General features: G+C 61.4%; 13 protein-coding genes and 1 pseudogene. 5 read left to right on the forward strand and 9 right to left on the reverse strand.

What is annotated here, in order from left to right; genetic code table 11:
* Window positions 1-5: 5 nt before the first annotated feature.
* The 3 genes from AC4LE2_RS16265 to AC4LE2_RS16275 all read right to left on the reverse strand — a co-directional run bounded on the left by AC4LE2_RS16265 (window position 6) and on the right by AC4LE2_RS16275 (window position 4,359).
* Window positions 6-2,363: a glycosyl hydrolase family 65 domain-containing protein gene (locus tag AC4LE2_RS16265; RefSeq protein WP_491826735.1), complete on the reverse strand. Its 2,358-nt coding sequence runs from the start codon at window positions 2,361-2,363 to the stop codon at window positions 6-8.
* The gene (locus tag AC4LE2_RS16270; RefSeq protein ID WP_491826736.1) at window positions 2,356-3,312 is read right to left on the reverse strand and encodes a PfkB family carbohydrate kinase; all 957 of its coding nucleotides are present in this window, start codon (window positions 3,310-3,312) and stop codon (window positions 2,356-2,358) included. The genes AC4LE2_RS16265 and AC4LE2_RS16270 overlap by 8 nt, the downstream gene beginning before the upstream one ends.
* 126 nt (window positions 3,313-3,438) lie before the next feature.
* Window positions 3,439-4,359 carry a DMT family transporter gene (locus tag AC4LE2_RS16275; protein WP_491826737.1) on the reverse strand — a complete coding sequence of 307 codons (921 nt, stop codon included), beginning with the start codon at window positions 4,357-4,359 and terminating at the stop codon, window positions 3,439-3,441.
* A 204-nt stretch (window positions 4,360-4,563) separates the two neighbouring features.
* Between AC4LE2_RS16275 and AC4LE2_RS16280 the strand changes: the two genes are divergently transcribed.
* Window positions 4,564-5,217, forward strand: a complete 654-nt coding sequence (locus tag AC4LE2_RS16280; RefSeq protein ID WP_491826738.1) for a polysaccharide lyase family 7 protein — start codon at window positions 4,564-4,566, stop codon at window positions 5,215-5,217.
* A gap of 9 nt (window positions 5,218-5,226) precedes the next feature.
* On the opposite strand, the gene AC4LE2_RS16285 is transcribed toward AC4LE2_RS16280, so the two are convergent.
* Window positions 5,227-6,087, reverse strand: coding sequence for a copper resistance protein B (locus AC4LE2_RS16285; RefSeq protein ID WP_491826739.1), 861 nt, complete (start codon window positions 6,085-6,087; stop codon window positions 5,227-5,229).
* Window positions 6,080-7,828: a copper resistance system multicopper oxidase gene (locus AC4LE2_RS16290; protein WP_491826740.1), complete on the reverse strand. Its 1,749-nt coding sequence runs from the start codon at window positions 7,826-7,828 to the stop codon at window positions 6,080-6,082. The genes AC4LE2_RS16285 and AC4LE2_RS16290 overlap by 8 nt, the downstream gene beginning before the upstream one ends.
* A 186-nt stretch (window positions 7,829-8,014) precedes the next feature.
* On the opposite strand from AC4LE2_RS16290, the gene AC4LE2_RS16295 reads away from it, so the two are divergent.
* Complete coding sequence (locus AC4LE2_RS16295) at window positions 8,015-8,842, forward strand: HDOD domain-containing protein (RefSeq protein ID WP_491826741.1); 828 nt, start codon at window positions 8,015-8,017, stop codon at window positions 8,840-8,842.
* A gap of 83 nt (window positions 8,843-8,925) precedes the next feature.
* Here AC4LE2_RS16295 and AC4LE2_RS16300 read toward each other — a convergent pair whose 3' ends face one another.
* Both AC4LE2_RS16300 and AC4LE2_RS16305 read right to left on the reverse strand, forming a co-directional pair.
* Window positions 8,926-9,855 (reverse strand): iron-sulfur-binding ferredoxin reductase, encoded by a 930-nt coding sequence (locus tag AC4LE2_RS16300; RefSeq protein WP_491826742.1) that lies wholly within the window; start codon window positions 9,853-9,855, stop codon window positions 8,926-8,928.
* Window positions 9,848-10,954 (reverse strand): GGDEF domain-containing protein, encoded by a 1,107-nt coding sequence (locus AC4LE2_RS16305; RefSeq protein WP_491828155.1) that lies wholly within the window; start codon window positions 10,952-10,954, stop codon window positions 9,848-9,850. Before AC4LE2_RS16305 ends, AC4LE2_RS16300 begins: the two co-directional genes overlap by 8 nt.
* Before the next feature lie 330 nt (window positions 10,955-11,284).
* On the opposite strand from AC4LE2_RS16305, the gene AC4LE2_RS16310 reads away from it, so the two are divergent.
* From AC4LE2_RS16310 to AC4LE2_RS16320, 3 genes are all read left to right on the forward strand, one after another.
* The gene (locus tag AC4LE2_RS16310; RefSeq protein ID WP_491826743.1) at window positions 11,285-12,808 is read left to right on the forward strand and encodes a fumarate hydratase; all 1,524 of its coding nucleotides are present in this window, start codon (window positions 11,285-11,287) and stop codon (window positions 12,806-12,808) included.
* Between the two features lie 178 nt (window positions 12,809-12,986).
* Window positions 12,987-13,871, forward strand: coding sequence for a YopJ family acetyltransferase (locus AC4LE2_RS16315; protein ID WP_491826744.1), 885 nt, complete (start codon window positions 12,987-12,989; stop codon window positions 13,869-13,871).
* A 119-nt stretch (window positions 13,872-13,990) separates the two neighbouring features.
* Window positions 13,991-15,156, forward strand: a protein-coding gene (locus AC4LE2_RS16320; RefSeq protein WP_491826745.1) for an IS3 family transposase whose coding sequence is annotated in 2 segments (ribosomal slippage) — window positions 13,991-14,225 and window positions 14,225-15,156 — 1,167 coding nt in all. Because the reading frame shifts where the segments join, the coding sequence is not laid out codon by codon here.
* A gap of 279 nt (window positions 15,157-15,435) precedes the next feature.
* Here AC4LE2_RS16320 and AC4LE2_RS16325 read toward each other — a convergent pair.
* Window positions 15,436-15,510 (reverse strand): annotated as a pseudogene (locus AC4LE2_RS16325) (polymorphic toxin type 50 domain-containing protein); the annotation flags it as partial.
* An 18-nt stretch (window positions 15,511-15,528) separates the two neighbouring features.
* Window positions 15,529-15,882: a hypothetical protein gene (locus AC4LE2_RS16330; protein WP_491826746.1), complete on the reverse strand. Its 354-nt coding sequence runs from the start codon at window positions 15,880-15,882 to the stop codon at window positions 15,529-15,531.

Here is a 15,882-nt window from a genome sequence, read left to right on the forward strand (position 1 = left end):
GGGGTTTATCGCTTTTCGTCCAGCCCGCTTCCCCCTCGTTTCGAGGGCTGAGGGCAGGCCACTGTCCAGTGCTCGCCTGGCGCCAGCCGGGTAACACCTTGTCGATGCACCAAGGCCACTCCGACACTGGCGTTATCTGCCAGGTGCACAGTCAATTGCGCACCCGTCCAGGCCACCGTCAGCCACTGCCCGCAGTAGCACACGCGCAACGTGACCGCGCCCAATTCAGCAGGAGGGTCGGGGAATAGGTGCAGCCCATCCAGTGCCGGGCGCAGGCCCAAGTAATGACGCTGCAATACATCCAGTGCGCCGGCCATGGCGGCCAGGTGCACGCCTTCCTGTGTGCCGCTGTCTGCGCTGGCGGCCAGGTCCGTATTCAAGGTGTTGCAAAAGAACGCCTTGGAACGGGCCAAATCCACGTGCGCTATGGCGCCGGCGCACACGGTATGGGACAGGCTCGACTCATGGGAAATACGCGACAGGTGATGCTCCACGGCGTGACGCCCATTGTCTTCGGGCACGGGGTAACCCAGCCGGCCGATCAGCTCGCGGATCTCGTGCGGCGGGAACAGGTGCAGCAGCATCAGGGTGTCTGCCTGCTTGGTCACCTGATAATGGTCAACGCTGTCGCCCTCGGCCTCAAGCATCCAGTCCAGCCGTGGGTGCTCGCCGTTCAGCCACTCCGGGCGCGGCATCGATAAGTGCTCGAAACCTTCGAACTGGCTCAGCACACCGTCGGCCAGCACGGGCAGGTACAGGCGTCGGCTGACGTCATCCCAGTGAGCCGGCTCGCCCTCGCCCACGCCCAGGCGCTCGCGTAGGCCTTGATCCTGGCCCGGAGGTAACTCGTCGAGCACCTGCAAGGCGCGTTGTAACGTCCAGGCGGCCATCAGGTTGGTGTAGGTGTTGTTGTTCAAACCCGCCTCGGCGCTACCGGGGTAGCGGTTGTGGTATTCGTCCGGGCCGATCACCCCATCGATCACGTAGCGGCCACGGGTGGTGTGCAGGCGCGCCATGCTGGCCCAGCAGCGGGCCACCTCGATAATGATTTCACCGGCCATACCGGCCAGTAAGGCACGGTCGCCCGTGGCGAGGTACAGCAGCCAGGCGTCGTACACGATCGCCGCGCCGATATGCCGCTGGCGCCAGGTAGGGTCGGCCACCCAGTGGCCGGACAACGGGTAATACATCCAGGGCGGGGTTTGTTCGTGCCCGGACTGGCCACTACGCCAGGGGTACAGCGCCCCAGCCAGACCTACGGCGCGGGCACGCTCGCGGGCCACGTCCAGGCGCTGGTAACGGTAGGCCAACAGGTGCCGGGCGCGTGCGGGGAAGTGGCTGGCGAGGAACGGGAACACGAACAGTTCATCCCAGAACACCTGCCCGTGGTAGCCCTCCTGCCACCCTCTGGCTGGGAACCCAACGTCATGGCCGAGACTGAGGTCGGTGACGGTTTGCAGCACGTGGGCCAGGCCAAAATCCAGTGCCTGCTGCGTGGCCTCCTCGGCCACCTGCATGCGCGACAGTTGCCACGCGGCGCCCCATGCCGTGCGGTGCGCTGCTTGCACCGCCTCGAACGGCCCGGCCGGTAACTGGCCGCACAGGTCGCTCACGGCGGTATCCCCGAGGGCCACGCGCACGTGCTTTTCTATCACCAAGGTCCCTGCGTCAGGCCAGGGGAGCCAGGCTTCACGCTGATGGGCCGGGCCTTCCCATGCGAGGGGGGCCGCAACCTGCGTGTGGCACGCTACCGTGACTGTGCGCCCACCGGCCAGCTGAGCCTGAACACCGCTGTACCCTGCTTCGCAATACAGGGCGCGCACGGCCAGACGCTGCCCCTCGTAGGCCAGGTTACGTTCGATCAGCGCGTTGGGCCTTACGCGCAGCGTACTTCTCACCCACAGCCCTTCGAGGGGCGCCGCGCAGTTCACGACCCAGCGAAGCACAATCAGGCTGGGGTCGGCATGGCTGACTAGCCGCGTTTCTTCCACGGTGAGCAGCGTGCCCGCGCACATCGTTTCAAAGCGTCGGCGCAGCTCCAGGTGAGCCATGTCATAGCACTGGTGATACGACCGGTAGTCGGGGCTCAGCCACGCCACACGGTCTGGGGACAGGCTCAGCCCAAGGGGGTCTGGCAAGTTCACCAACGCCTCTACGCGGCACGCCTGGCCGTTCACGTCGCGCTCGGCATCATCGTAGAACCCCGCCCAGTACAGCCCTGGGTAGCCCGGTTCAGCCGCCTGCCCGGTGGCCGTCTCGGGCGCACTGCCGCGCAGGCTGAGCACACCGTTGCTCAAGGTGAACAGCGCTTCACGGCGGCGCTCGTCGGCCGGGTCGTAGTGCTCGAAGGTGACCTCAGTCATGCAACCGCCTCGCCTGGTCACGCAACTGCGCGGCCAGCGCTAACACCGCCTCACGCCCCTGATAGGCCGACTGAGAACCAAAACCCTGTACCGCCAGGTTGGCCGCTGCGGTGCCCCACACCGCTGCTTCAACGGCGCCGTGCCCTTCCAGCAAAGCAATGGCAAAGGTACCGGTGAAGGCATCGCCAGCGCCGGTGGCGTCCAGGGCTGATACGCCCGTAGCCGGTACCTTGAACACGCCCTCGGCACACGCCAGCACACAGCCACCATCAGACAGCTTGAGGCAGCCGATGGCGGCGCCGGCGGCCCTGAGGGCCTGGGCGGCTTCAATCTCATCGGCGTCGCTTTCCACGGCGCGGCCAAGCATCGCTGCGGCCTCTTCCACATTGGGCGTCAGCGCGGTCACCAGGGCCAGCACCTCAGGCTCCACGCGCTCCGGGAAGGAAGGGTCCAGCACCACCGGCAGGCCCTTGGCATGGGCGGCCTGTACGGCCAGGCGTACAACCTCGGCGGGCACTTCGTAGTCGAGCACCAGCACCGCGGATGCGGGCGCCTCGGCGATGGCGGCCAGCACCCGTTCGCGCGCCATGTCGTCCCACTGATCGTTGGCTTCATTGGCAAGAATGATCTGTTTTTTGCCGCTGTCCGGCACGGCGATCATGGACACCGCCGTGCTGGCACCCGGCGCATGGGTAACGCCATCGAGCAGCACACCTGCCTTGCGCAGCGGGCCCAAGGCCTGGTCGGCCAGGTCATCGGCGCCCACCCGGCCCAGCAGCACGCTACGGTGCCCGAACAGCGCACCCAGGTAGGCGGTATTGGCTGCTTTGCCGCCACTGAGGCGATGCAGCCCATGGGCCAGCAAGGTTTCCTGACTGGCCGGCGCGCGCGCCAGGCGTACCTGAAAGTCAGCGTTGATGCTGCCCAGGCTTAATAGCGTACGAGGCATGAGGCGGCTCCGTTCAGGGGATAAAAAACTGACCCCCTGCGTGCGCAGCCGTTCGGTCCGCTTCGTCGCCGCCTGCTGGAGGCCTTACCCTTAGAGGCCCTGCACTAGAGCCCTGCTCCAGCGCCATCAGGATGCCGTGGCCCGACCCAGCCGCCGTACGAATTCGTGCCCACTCACCAGCACGATGCCTGCCAGCACCAGCGCAGCCCCTGCCATGAAGGCCGGCTCCAGCGGCTCGCCCAGCAACACCACGCCGAACACCACCCCATAGAGCGGCGTAAGGAATGACAACACTCCAATACGCGACGCCAGGTAATGCCCCAGCAGCCAGAACCAGATCAGGAAGCTGCCAAAGGACACCACCAGGGTTTGAAAGGCCAGGCTGGCCAGCGCGATGGCCGTGGGGTTGAAGTGCGCCTGGCCGGTGACCAGGCTGGCAAACAACAGCAGGATAAACGCGCCCACCAGTTGGTACAGCAGCACCAGGGTAGTGCGGGCGGTGGCGAGCGGGGTGCAGCGTACGGTAAGCGTGGTCGCTGCCCACGCCACGGCACCCATCAGGCCCAGGGCATCGCCCAACAATTGCTGGCTGCCGCCCGGCTCGAACAGCTTGCCGGAGAAGGCCACGGCGGTACCGGCGAAAGCGACCAGAATGCCCAGCCATTGCAGCGCGTTGAGGCGTTCATGCGGGATGAAGTACTGCAAGCCCAGCGCCGCGAAGATCGGCGCAGTGTAGAGGAACACCACCATGTGCGAGGCGGTGGTGTAGCGCAGCCCCTCCCCCACCAGCAGGAACTCCAGCGCGAACAGCGCCCCCACGGCCAGGCCTGGCTTCCACAGGCCGGGGCTGGGGCGTAGACGGTGCCCACGCACCGCCATCACGATCAGCACCAGCACCGCCGCGCCGCCTGAACGCAGGGCCAGCTGGAACAGTGGCGCCACATCTGCTGCCGCAGCCTTGAGGGTGACCTGCTGGAAGCCCCAGATAGCGCAGAGGACGCACATCAGGCCCAGGGCGCGGCCGTCGACGGGTTTACCGGCTTGCATCGTGTGAAGGTCCAATGATTGGGGGTAGGCGATTATGCGGGCGACGCGGCAGATGTCCAGCCATGAACGCACTGAGCGCCAACGCCAATAGTGGCACTTAGCCTAGCCGCTGAACGGTCTTCAAGCGCCCGGCTGTGCGGCAGATAGCTCGGTATTAGGCCTGGGATCACTGCCCAGCCTTCCCCTCTCTTGCGGAGCATGATCATGATCGACCTGAGCGTATGGGACCTTATTCTTCCTGTCGGCGCGCCCGCGCAAGAAGTGACAGCCGCCAGGCTGAGCGCCTTCAGCAACCCCTACTTCCAAAACACAGGCACCGGCCTGATCTTGTGGGCGCCCGTTACGGGCTCGCATTCGGGCAGCAGCAAGTACCCACGTAGCGAACTGCGCGAGGTCAACAAAGGGGGCAGCCAGCGCAACTGGAAATACAACAGCGGCACCAACGTCATCAGCGGCAAGGTTGCGGTGATGCAAGTGCCAAGCGAGGGCAAAGTGGTAGTCGCGCAGATCCACGCCAAGGACGCTGAATCGCCTTTACTCAAGCTGCAGTATCGGTTCGCCAAGGGCGTAGGCAACGTGGACATCACCTGGCGTAAAAAACCCGGTGATGACACCTCCCCCATCATCTACACCCTCAAAAACGTCCCCCTGGGCCAGCCCTTCACCTACACCGTGCAAATGGACAAGGAAGGCGTGGTGACTGCGATGGTCAACGGCGTGGCCACCCAAGCCACCCTGGACAGCAAGTGGAAGCCGTATTCGTTCTTCTTCAAGGCGGGCAACTACACGCTAGACCATAGCGGCTACGCCACTGAAGGCGGCCGGGTGACCTATTACGAGTTGCAGACCAAGCACTGAGGCACGCCCTCAGTACCACAGCCTTACCCCCACCACTAGCCGCCCTTCGTCTACGTCGTCGCCCTCTTCACGCACGTAGTCGGCGGTGCGGCCGTAGTTTTTGGTCCAGTTCACGCCAATGTAAGGCGCCACTTCGGGGATGATTTCGTAGCGCAGGCGCAGGCCGGCTTCAAGGGTAGACAGCCCCGCGCCCTGTTGACGCACCGGGTCGTTGCGGCTGAAAAAGTTGGCCTCCATGCGCGGTTGCAGAACCAACGACGAAGTGAGTGCAAGGTCGTATTCACCTTCCACGCGCAACGACGTCTGGTGGTTTTCACCCAGGTAGAAGGTGGCCTGTAGCTCCAGGTCTGACAGCGGCTCGCCCTGCACGCCCAACGCGCCCCAGGTTTGCGGGCTTTCGGGTTTGAAGTCCTGGCGCACGCCACCTACCAGCGTCCACCAGGGCGACACAGCGTGCCCATACAGCGCTTGCAGCTCAGCGGCTTCGGTATGGCCATTGGTGCGCTCGCCTTCGGAGCGCAGCCACAGCCGGTCGATGTCACCTCCGATCCAGCCTTCGGCGTCCCACGCCAGCGCAGTACCCTCATCGGCTTTTTGGTATTCCAGCCGGTCCAGCAACCAATAGGCGCGCAGGTCGCTGTCGTGCAGGGCATGGCCTTGTACGTCTGGGAATGCCGCTGCACGCTCGGCCGCCGTGGGGGCGGGCAGTGGCGAAGGCGCTGCGGGGGCACTTGGGCTATGGTCCATGCCGGGCATGGCGCTATGGTCCATGCCCGGCATGGTGTCGTGATTCATGCCGTGCATGGGTTCGGCAGCCAGGGCGCACCCGGCGCCTGTGCTTAACAACAGACAGATCGCTACTTTATGCATCGACGCGTACCTCGCGGAACATGCCCGCTTCCATGTGATAGAGCATGTGGCAGTGGTAGGCCCAACGGCCCAGTGCATCGGCACTGACGCGGTAGCTGCGGCGGGTGCCGGGGGGTACGTCGATGGTGTGTTTACGTACCATGAAGCGCCCCTCTTCATCTTCCAGGTCGCTCCACATGCCGTGGAGGTGAATGGGGTGGGCCATCATGGTGTCGTTTACCAGCACGATACGCACCCGCTCCCCATAGGTCAGCCGGATGGGCTCGGCGTCGGCGAATTTCACGCCATCGAAGGACCAGGCGTATTTGTCCATGTGCCCGGTGAGGTGCAGCTCCAGGGTGCGGCTTGGCTCGCGCGGATCGGGGTCGCTGAAGGTGCTGCGCAGGTCGGCATAGGTGAGGACACGGCGGCCATTGTTGCGTAGGCCAATGCCCGGGTCCCCCAGGCGCGGGGTGGGCGCGGCGGTCTGCATGTCTACCAGCGGGTTGCGGTGCTCGCTGGGCTTATGAGCGGGTGGCGCGGGCGTAGTGTGCGCAGTCATGCCCGGCATGGCGCCGTGAGTGTCGTGACCCATGCCGGCCATCTCGCTCATGTGCCCCATGCCCGCCATGTCACCGTGGGCCATGCCCATGTCGGCCATGCTCACCACCACCGGCGCGTCCAGTGCGGGTACCGGTGCAGCGAGGCCTGGGCGGCTGGTCAGGGTGGCTCGGGCGTAACCGCTGCGGTCCATGGCCTGGGCAAAGACCGTGTAAGCGCCCTCGCCTTTCGGGGTCACGATCACGTCGAGGGTTTCCGCCACGGCCAGGCGGAACTCATCCACGCTCACTGGCTGCACCGGTTGGCCATCGGCGGCGACCACGGTCATCGTCAGGCCTGGAATGCGCACGTCGAAGTAACTCATGGCCGAGCCGTTGATGAACCGCAGCCGCAACGGCTCACCGCTGGCAAAGGCGGTGGTGAAGTTATCGTCCGGGGCGTAGCCATTTACCAGGTAGGTGTAGGCTTGGCCGGTCACATCGGCGATGTCGGTAGGGTCCATGCGCATGCGCGCCCACATCCAGCGATCCCGCAGCGTGGCGCCCAGGCCGTTGGCCCCGGCGTCGTGGATGAAGGTACCCAGGGTGCGGGGGTTCTGGTTGTAGTAGCCCGGCTCTTTCTTGAGGCGGTCGAAGACGCGCGAGGGGTTTTCATCAGTCCAGTCTGTGAGCATGAGTACCTGCTCACGCATAGGCGCCGAGGCCGCTTCTCTGGGCTCGATCACCAGCGGGCCGTACACACCGGTCTGCTCCTGGAAGCCGGAATGGCTGTGGTACCAATAGGTGCCATGCTGGCGCACCGTGAAGCGGTACTCGTACACCTCACCGGGCGCGATGCCATGGAAGCTCAGGCCGGGCACCCCGTCCATGTTGGCCGGCAGCACAATACCGTGCCAGTGCAGAGAGGTAGGCTCGCTCAAGCGGTTATGCACCCGCAGCGTGACCGTATCGCCCTCACGCCAGCGCAACAGAGGGCCGGGCAGCCCGCCATTGATGGTCAAGGCCGTGCGGGGCTCACCGCCAAGGGTGACCTGACGCTCTTCGATGAACAGGTCGAAGGTGTCGCCAGTGAGGGTCTGTAAGGCCGAGGGCGCCGCCGTAGGTGCGGCCCATCCGGGTGTACGCCACAGGCCCGTGGTGCCTGCGGCGCCAAGCGCGGCCAGGCTTTTTACAAAGGTTCTTCGGTTGGGGCAGTAGCGCATTGGCGGGTCCTGTGTACAGCGGTAGAGGCAACAGCATAAGCCAGGGTCACTCTCAGAACACTCGGCGCGCTCAAGGTTGCCTGCCAGTAGTTGGCTTGAACCTATGGCGGCCTAAACGAGACGAACCCATAGCCGTAAAAATCGCCTATTGTTGTGGGAATCTTCGTTGACAGAGAGGTCGGAGCCATGGAAATCGAGCATTTGTTTACCCAGCTGCACAGCTTGCCCAGCATCCCCAAGGTGGCCCAGGACCTGATTACTCAGTTCGACAATCCAACGTCGAATATCGAAGACATCGCTCGGAATATCGAGAAAGACCCGGTCATGTCGGCGAAGATCCTTCGCTTGGCCAACTCCGCACGCTTTCGCGGGGCACGCGAATCCACCAGCATCGAAGATGCTGCCATGCGCTTGGGCTTCAATACCCTGCGCACGCTGGTGTTGGCCAGCGCCGTGACCGGCGCATTCAGCGCCCCGCCGTCCTTCGACCTCAAAGGCTTTTGGCTTAAAAGTTTTCAAGTGGCAAGTATTGCTCGCGTGCTGGCCAAGCAGGACGGCAAGGACCCGGAGGTGGCCTTTACCTGCGGTTTGATGCACAACATTGGCGAGCTGCTGATCCAGACCGGCGCACCGAACATGGTCGAGCGGCTCAACGCCCGCCGTGCCACGGCTACCTCGCCGGGGCATGCGGCCGATGAAACCCTGCAATTGGGCTTTGGCTACCCCGAAGTGGGCGCCGAACTGGCCCGCCGCTGGAACCTGCCCCAGCAGATCCAGGACGCTATCGCCTACCAGGCGCAACCTCACAAGGCACCGGGCAATGCGCCCATGCCGGTATTGGTGGCGCAGGCCAGCGAGGTGAGTGACCAGTTGCAGCAACATGGTGGCCCTACCGATCAGGCTAAGGCGGAGCTCCAGGACGCGTTAATGAAGGGTGTAAATCTAGACCTGCTGTTCGACGCCCTGCCCGCTGTGCTAGAGGCTGATAAAGCCTTCGCTGAGTTGTTGAGCTAGGCCTTTTTAATGTGCTGCTGTAGGAGGCAACGCAGCCGCCAGGCGCAGTTGCCGAAGGGGCTTTCGGCAACTGGCGTTACCTCTTATAAAGGGCTGGCGATGCGGTGCTCGAAGGCCTCGGTAAGCACCTGATTGCGTGGCAAGCCGGCCATGAATAAACGGCGGCCGAGGGTGTCGATTGTGGCCGGTGCGCCGCAGGCCAGGGCAATGGCCTGTCGGGGCGGCCGCAGCGTGCTGAGGTCCAAACCTGGCCCAAGCAACTCAACGTGAACATCCGCCCCTGCCAAGGCCGTTAACTCATCAGCCAGGTAATGCTCGCCCTCCTTTGCCCAATGCATGACACGTATATCCCCTCGATGCTGCTGGCGGAGCGCCTCATGCAACACCGCCCACAACGGCGCCAGGCCGGTGCCGCTGGCCAGGAGCCAGAGAGGCCGGGCTTCCCAGGCAGGGTCGTAGTGCAAGGGGCCGCTCAGTACCTCGCCTACACGGACCGTGTCGCCTAGCTGCAATTGGCGGGCACGATCAACGAATGCACCGGAGCGTGTGCAATCGATATGGAATTCAAGCCAGGGCGCCTCGCCTGGCGGGCTGGCGAAGGAATAAGGCCGGGCAACACCTGAACCTGCCCACAGCACCGCGTGCTGCCCCGCTCGATAACGCACGGGGCGCGCCGACAACAGCCGCAGCCGGAGCACGCCGGCGCTAGGCCACTGCACCTCAGCCACACGCGCCTCGATACCCTCGACACGGGGGTCGTAAGGCACTACCGCCAGATCACCCTGCACACGGCACTGGCACGCCAGGCGCCAACCGGCGGCGCGCTCGCTGGCAGGCAGGGCGTCAGGGCGTTCGTCCTGAGGGTCACCGGCAACGCAGCGCACGCGGCAGGCATGGCAGTGGCCGGCGCGGCAACTGTAGGGCACCGCCACGCCGTTGTGATTCAGCGCGTCCAACAGCGAAGCGCCAAGGGGCACCTGCCAGCTCAGGGCGCCCACACGCAACTCAGGCATCGGCCCATTCCCATGCCGCCACGCAGCGGTTACGCCCTTCACGCTTGGCCTGATAGAGGGCCTTGTCCGCGCGGTGTAGCGCATCGTCGAGGCGATCCCCTTCGGACAGCAGGGTCATGCCGGCGCACAGGCTTACCGACACTACTTTGCCCACCGCCGGCTGTGAGGCGGCGAACGCCTGACGCAAGCGCTCGCAGCACAGGGTCAAGCGCTCGGCGTCGGAGTCGAGCATCAGCAACACGAATTCCTCACCCCCGTAGCGCGCCAACACGTCGCCCTCCCGCAGGCAAGACGTTGCTACCTGGGCAAAGCCTTGCAGCACCGCGTCCCCCACTGCGTGACCATGCAGGTCATTGATCCGCTTGAAGTGGTCCAAGTCGATCAAGGCCAGCCCATGGGTATGGGCCGCACGCAGGCTGTTCAGTTCGCGAGACGCCAAACGCAGGAAATGACGACGGTTGAATAACCCGGTGAGTTCGTCCGTGGCCACCAACTCTTCCAACTGACGCATCATGCCGCGCAAGGTGTCCTGGTGGGCCTGCAACGCAAAGCGGCGCTGCCGGGTGCGCTGGCGAGAGGCTTGAACGTAATTGGCGTACAGGCACAGCCAGAACAGCACCACGAACAACACCGCGCCCTGAATCACCACCAGGCCGGCCCCCTGCAATTGGCCCTGCCCTGCTTCATACAGGTTGAGCACCACGAAACTCAGCAACACCAGCGCGGCGCAGCGCAGGAACACCCGCCTGGGCAAATGAAACAGGCCGAACAGCAACGGCACCATGTACACCATCAGAAAGGCACCCCGGGCGCCATCCAAATGATCGAGCAGCCAGGTGTGCCAGCCAATGCCCAACCAGATCTGTAGTTCTGTAAGGCTAGGGTCGGCAAAGCGCAGGTTGTAACGGCCAAGGAACACCAGGCCCAGTACTGCCTGAGCGGCCAGCGCAAGCGCGGCCCCGCCCAGCAGCGTGCCAAGCGAGCCATTGAAGTAGCCGCCCATAAAGGTCACGCCAATGAGCACTAGCATGATGAGGTAGCTGCTGGCGCCCAGTAGGTATCGCTTGATGAGGAGCGTTTGAAGGGTGTGTTCGGTCACGCGTGGATTCACCGTACTCAATAGGGATCCTATCCCTGACCACAATTATGGCAAGTTGCCACTTTAGTGACCCCTCGGTGAAATGACCACCGGATTTTAGCCCAACCGATGACTAACCACTCGCCCACCTCGTTCAGGCCATTGCCGAATACCGCACGGCTTCGGCCAAAGCGGGGTGCGCGTGCTGCGCTGGCGGGGGTATACTGCCGCGCCTTTTGCCGGCCCTCCGCCGGCCCTGGTTGTTGCCCACCCTTTGGGTAACGCCTGCGAGGCCGCCCCGCGTGCCTTGCGTGGGCCGAGAATGTTCCCGTGTTAAAGAGGAGCGCGCCCGTGACCGTGATCAAACAAGACGACCTTATTCAGAGTGTCGCCGATGCCCTGCAGTACATTTCCTATTACCACCCCGTTGACTTCATCGAGGCCATGCACCAGGCCTACCTGCGCGAGGAATCCCCCGCTGCACGCGACTCCATCGCCCAGATCCTGATCAACTCACGCATGTGCGCCACCGGCCACCGGCCGATCTGTCAGGACACCGGCATCGTGACCGTGTTCGTGCGTGTGGGCATGGACGTGCGCTGGGACGGCGCCACCCTGAGCGTAGACGACATGATCAACGAAGGCGTACGCCGCGCCTACAACCTGCCGGATAACGTACTGCGCGCCTCGATCCTGGCCGACCCAGCCGGCAGCCGCACGAACACCAAGGACAACACCCCGGCGGTGATCCACTACTCGATCGTGCCCGGCAATACCGTGGAAGTGGACGTGGCCGCCAAGGGCGGCGGCTCCGAGAATAAGTCCAAGATGGCCATGCTCAACCCGTCCGACTCTATCGTGGACTGGGTGCTTAAAACCGTGCCCACCATGGGCGCTGGCTGGTGCCCGCCAGGCATGTTGGGCATTGGCATTGGCGGCACCGCTGAAAAAGCCGCCGTGATGGCCAAGGAAGTGTTGATGGACCCCATCGACATCCACGAGCTGAAAGCCCGCGGCCCGCAGAACCGCCTGGAAGAAATGCGCCTGGAGCTGTTCGAGAAGGTCAACCAGCTGGGCATCGGCGCCCAAGGGCTGGGCGGCCTGACCACGGTGCTGGACGTAAAAATCATGGATTACCCCACCCATGCCGCCTCGCTGCCGGTGTGCATGATCCCCAACTGCGCCGCTACCCGTCACGCCCACTTTGTGCTGGACGGCACCGGCCCCGCCTCGCTAGAGGCGCCGCCCCTGGACGCCTACCCCGAGATCGTATGGGAAGCCGGCCCGTCGGCGCGCCGCGTAGACCTCAACACCGTCACGCCCGAAGACGTACAAAGCTGGAAGCCGGGCGAAACCCTGTTGCTCAACGGCAAGATGCTCACCGGCCGTGACGCCGCGCACAAGCGCATGGTGGACATGCTCAACAAAGGCGAGTCGCTACCGGTGGACCTGAAAGGCCGCTTCATCTACTACGTAGGCCCCGTGGACCCGGTACGCGAAGAAGTGGTCGGCCCTGCTGGCCCTACCACCGCCACGCGGATGGACAAGTTCACCCGGCAGATCCTCGACCAAACCGGCCTCCTGGGCATGATCGGCAAAAGCGAGCGCGGCCCTACCGCCATCGACGCGATCAAAGACTACAAAGCCGTGTACCTGATGGCCGTGGGCGGCGCCGCCTACCTGGTGGCCCAAGCCATCAAGGGCGCCCGCGTAGTGGCCTTCGAAGAGCTGGGGATGGAAGCCATCTACGAGTTCGACGTGCAGGACATGCCAGTGACCGTGGCCGTGGACAGCCAGGGGGAATCGGTGCACATCACCGGGCCAGCGCTATGGCAGGGCAAGATCGCTGAAAGCCTGGCGGTAGAAATCCGCTGAATGAACAAGCCCGGTGCAATGCCGGGCTTTTTTCCGTCAAAGAGCGTTAATTAGACACACCGCACATATTGCCAGTATTCCGGCTTAGGCCGTGGCCGTTTGGGTACGCCCTTAAATGGAACTCCTTTTCAAGAATCGCCACTCATTCCTTCCTTAAAATTAAAAACGGAAGTGATAAATGTTTAACTCGCTAAGGAGCAGTAGCCCAGTCTCCTACCTGTCGACATCAAGTGAAAGTGAAAGTGAAAGTGAACAACAAGCGCTAGAAAAGGCGTATACCCATGTAAAACACGCCATTGACAATGATCTGCCACCTGACCCAAAGCTCGGTCGACTGGACTTCGAGGCCATGCCTCATCTTGTAGAGTGGGCAAAGTCCAAATATCCAGGCATAAGCCTACATTACGCATCGACGCCTTATGACCTCGCAGAGAAACTGGCGGACATCACCAAACGAGGTGAAGGGTCTGCACGCTTTATCGGCAACCTAAGCCCCAATGAAATGCACATGTGCGCCTTCGATTACAAACTAATCAAAGGTGTACCCTCCTTGATAGGGCTAGAGCCTGGAAACAAACGTAACGGCGGTCCTGGGCTGATGGCGTTTCGTATGAGCCTCGCCTTGCAGGAGCATTTGCCGCAAGCAAAGTTTGCGATGCTTGAAGTGAACCAGCAGTCGAGTGCATTCGACTGCGGCATGTTCAGCTTGGACTACGCCGTAAAAATGCATAAATCTACGATGGCGTTTGAACGGCTTCACGCTCGAAACTGTGATGATACCCTACAAGGCAAGGACGATTTCGGCACAGTCCCGTATACCGAAGTCGATAAGCTCCTGCCACCAGTTTTCATGAAACACCTACAGGGAAGCCGACGGTTGTCAGAACTGCGTGAAACGCGCCCAGAGCTTGAATCTGAGCCGGTTAACAAGCGCAATGAAACGCTAGCTCAACGTGTGGAACGTCATCGTGTGCCACGAGAGGCCGATGGTGAAGTCAAAGTACAGAACGAGTCCATCGCCCATCAGCGTGAGAAATACGTGCGTAAGGCATTGGGGCTTTGATACGCCTTAGTTGAGCCGGCAGCAATTTGCTGTCGGCTACCTTCTATTTAAAAGACTGAATAGCCCCCGGTTTACTAGACACCTCCAAGCCTCATAATGAGGCCCAAATAGGAGGTGCCATGAGTCGCCAGCTTTACCCCGAAGAATTCAAGATCGAAGCGGTCACGCAAGTGACTGAGAAAGGCAAACCTGTCGCCGATGTTGCCCAGCGACTGGGCATGTCCGTTCACAGCCTCTATGCCTGGATCAAACGCTACAGCAAACCCCAAGAGCAGCGTCAGCAAGATGATGACCAGCAAGCCGAACTGCGTCAGCTTCGCGCTGAACTCAAACGCGTGACTGAAGAGCGAGACATCTTAAAAAAGGCCGCCGCGTACTTTGCCAAGGAGTGCGGCTGAAGTACGCCTTTATCAAGAAGCACTCGATTGATTACCCGGTACGGCGCCTTTGCCAAACCCTCAAGGTGCATCCCAGCGGTTACTATGCCTGGCTGGCCGAGCCTCACTCTGCCCGAACCAAAGAAGATCAACGGCTGCTTGGCTTGATCAAACAGGCTTGGCTGGAAAGCGCAGGTGTGTACGGCTATCGCAAAATTCACGATGACCTACGTGAGTTGGGCGAGACATGCGGGCGAAACCGAGTCGGACGCTTGATGCAGGCCGAGGGGCTGCGTTCGCAAACGGGCTATCGACGGCGTCCAGGGTTTTACGGCGCAAAGCCAACAGTGGCTTCGCCCAACCACCTCGCACGGCAGTTCAAGGCCAGTGAACCAAATAAGTTCTGGGTGACAGACATTACCTACGTTCGAACCTATGAAGGATGGCTGTATCTGGCGGTAGTGCTGGATCTGTTTTCTCGCCAAGTCATTGGTTGGTCAATGAAGCCAAGGATGTGCAGCGATCTGGCTATCGATGCAATGTTGATGGCCGTGTGGAGACGCAAGCCACAGCAGCAAGTGATGATTCACTCAGACCAGACCAGACCAGACCAGGGCAGTCAGTTCAGTAGCTCAGACTGGCAAAGTTTCTTGAAAGCCAACAATGTGATCAGCAGCATGAGCCGGCGAGGAAATTGCCACGACAATGCTGTAGCCGAAAGCTTTTTCCAGCTGTTGAAGCGAGAGCGAATCCGACGAAAAATCTACGCAACGCGTGATGAAGCCCGAAGTGATATTTTCGATTACATCGAGATGTTCTATAACCCTAAGCGTCGACACACCAGTGCTAAGCGGCTGTCGCCAGTAGAGTATGAGAACCGTTATTTTCTGAGCTTGGGAAGTGTCTAGGAATCTGGGGGCTATTCACGTTCCACCTTCTACACCTTCCTCGGCGGCCGAAGGTAATGCTAGGTTATTTCCAGCCCCTGGTCTGAGTCCGATTCGTGGCCAAAATTTCCAAACTCTCCAAATCAAAGTCGGTTGGCTGACGATCAATAGTACCTAATCAATACAAAACCACTATCATGATAACCGATAGCGATAGCTCTAATATTAGGATAAATTTCGCCTAGTGCAATGCGAAAACATGCTACTAGCCATTCAGGTAGTTGTGTAGCGAATAGCATCTCAATCCCTCGCACTTGGAACAATGTGGGCACTATTTTTTCCATAATGGATTTGGCCTCGTGTGACAGGCTGCCCTGTCCGACCATCAACTTATTAAAAATATATTACAGGAACGATACCGCGCGCGGTCGTTAAAACATAAGACTCAAGCCCATTTCGATCAGGAATTACTTTTACCTCATAACCACCTGAAAATACCAATAAAAGAGTTTTGTCTATTCCAAACTCAACAGAGGATACGCATCGATTTAAAAACCCAAAAAGATTCGATGCTGTAGTTATATCCTCCCCATTCCCCCTAATCTTTTTCCCACCCAAAAAACATTCATAGCCACACTGCAAAATTATGGTACCGCTATCGAAAATCATAACTTGCGAGCCAATTCCGACAGTAATGCCTATAAGCCTGGAATTATTCAACTCTTTAAGATCAGAATCATCAATCAT

This window comes from Pseudomonas sp. 9.3L (genome assembly GCF_058536285.1).

What these genes read in the sequence shown, in the direction of transcription:
- AC4LE2_RS16265 (WP_491826735.1), bottom strand. Translation starts at nt 2,363, where the DNA reads ATGACTGAGGTCACCTTCGAGCACTACGACCCGGCCGACGAGCGCCGC.
- AC4LE2_RS16270 (WP_491826736.1), bottom strand. Translation starts at nt 3,312, where the DNA reads ATGCCTCGTACGCTATTAAGCCTGGGCAGCATCAACGCTGACTTTCAG.
- AC4LE2_RS16275 (WP_491826737.1), bottom strand. Translation starts at nt 4,359, where the DNA reads ATGCAAGCCGGTAAACCCGTCGACGGCCGCGCCCTGGGCCTGATGTGC.
- AC4LE2_RS16280 (WP_491826738.1), top strand. Translation starts at nt 4,564, where the DNA reads ATGATCGACCTGAGCGTATGGGACCTTATTCTTCCTGTCGGCGCGCCC.
- AC4LE2_RS16285 (WP_491826739.1), bottom strand. Translation starts at nt 6,087, where the DNA reads ATGCATAAAGTAGCGATCTGTCTGTTGTTAAGCACAGGCGCCGGGTGC.
- AC4LE2_RS16290 (WP_491826740.1), bottom strand. Translation starts at nt 7,828, where the DNA reads ATGCGCTACTGCCCCAACCGAAGAACCTTTGTAAAAAGCCTGGCCGCG.
- AC4LE2_RS16295 (WP_491826741.1), top strand. Translation starts at nt 8,015, where the DNA reads ATGGAAATCGAGCATTTGTTTACCCAGCTGCACAGCTTGCCCAGCATC.
- AC4LE2_RS16300 (WP_491826742.1), bottom strand. Translation starts at nt 9,855, where the DNA reads ATGCCTGAGTTGCGTGTGGGCGCCCTGAGCTGGCAGGTGCCCCTTGGC.
- AC4LE2_RS16315 (WP_491826744.1), top strand. Translation starts at nt 12,987, where the DNA reads ATGTTTAACTCGCTAAGGAGCAGTAGCCCAGTCTCCTACCTGTCGACA.
- AC4LE2_RS16330 (WP_491826746.1), bottom strand. Translation starts at nt 15,882, where the DNA reads ATGATTGATGATTCTGATCTTAAAGAGTTGAATAATTCCAGGCTTATA.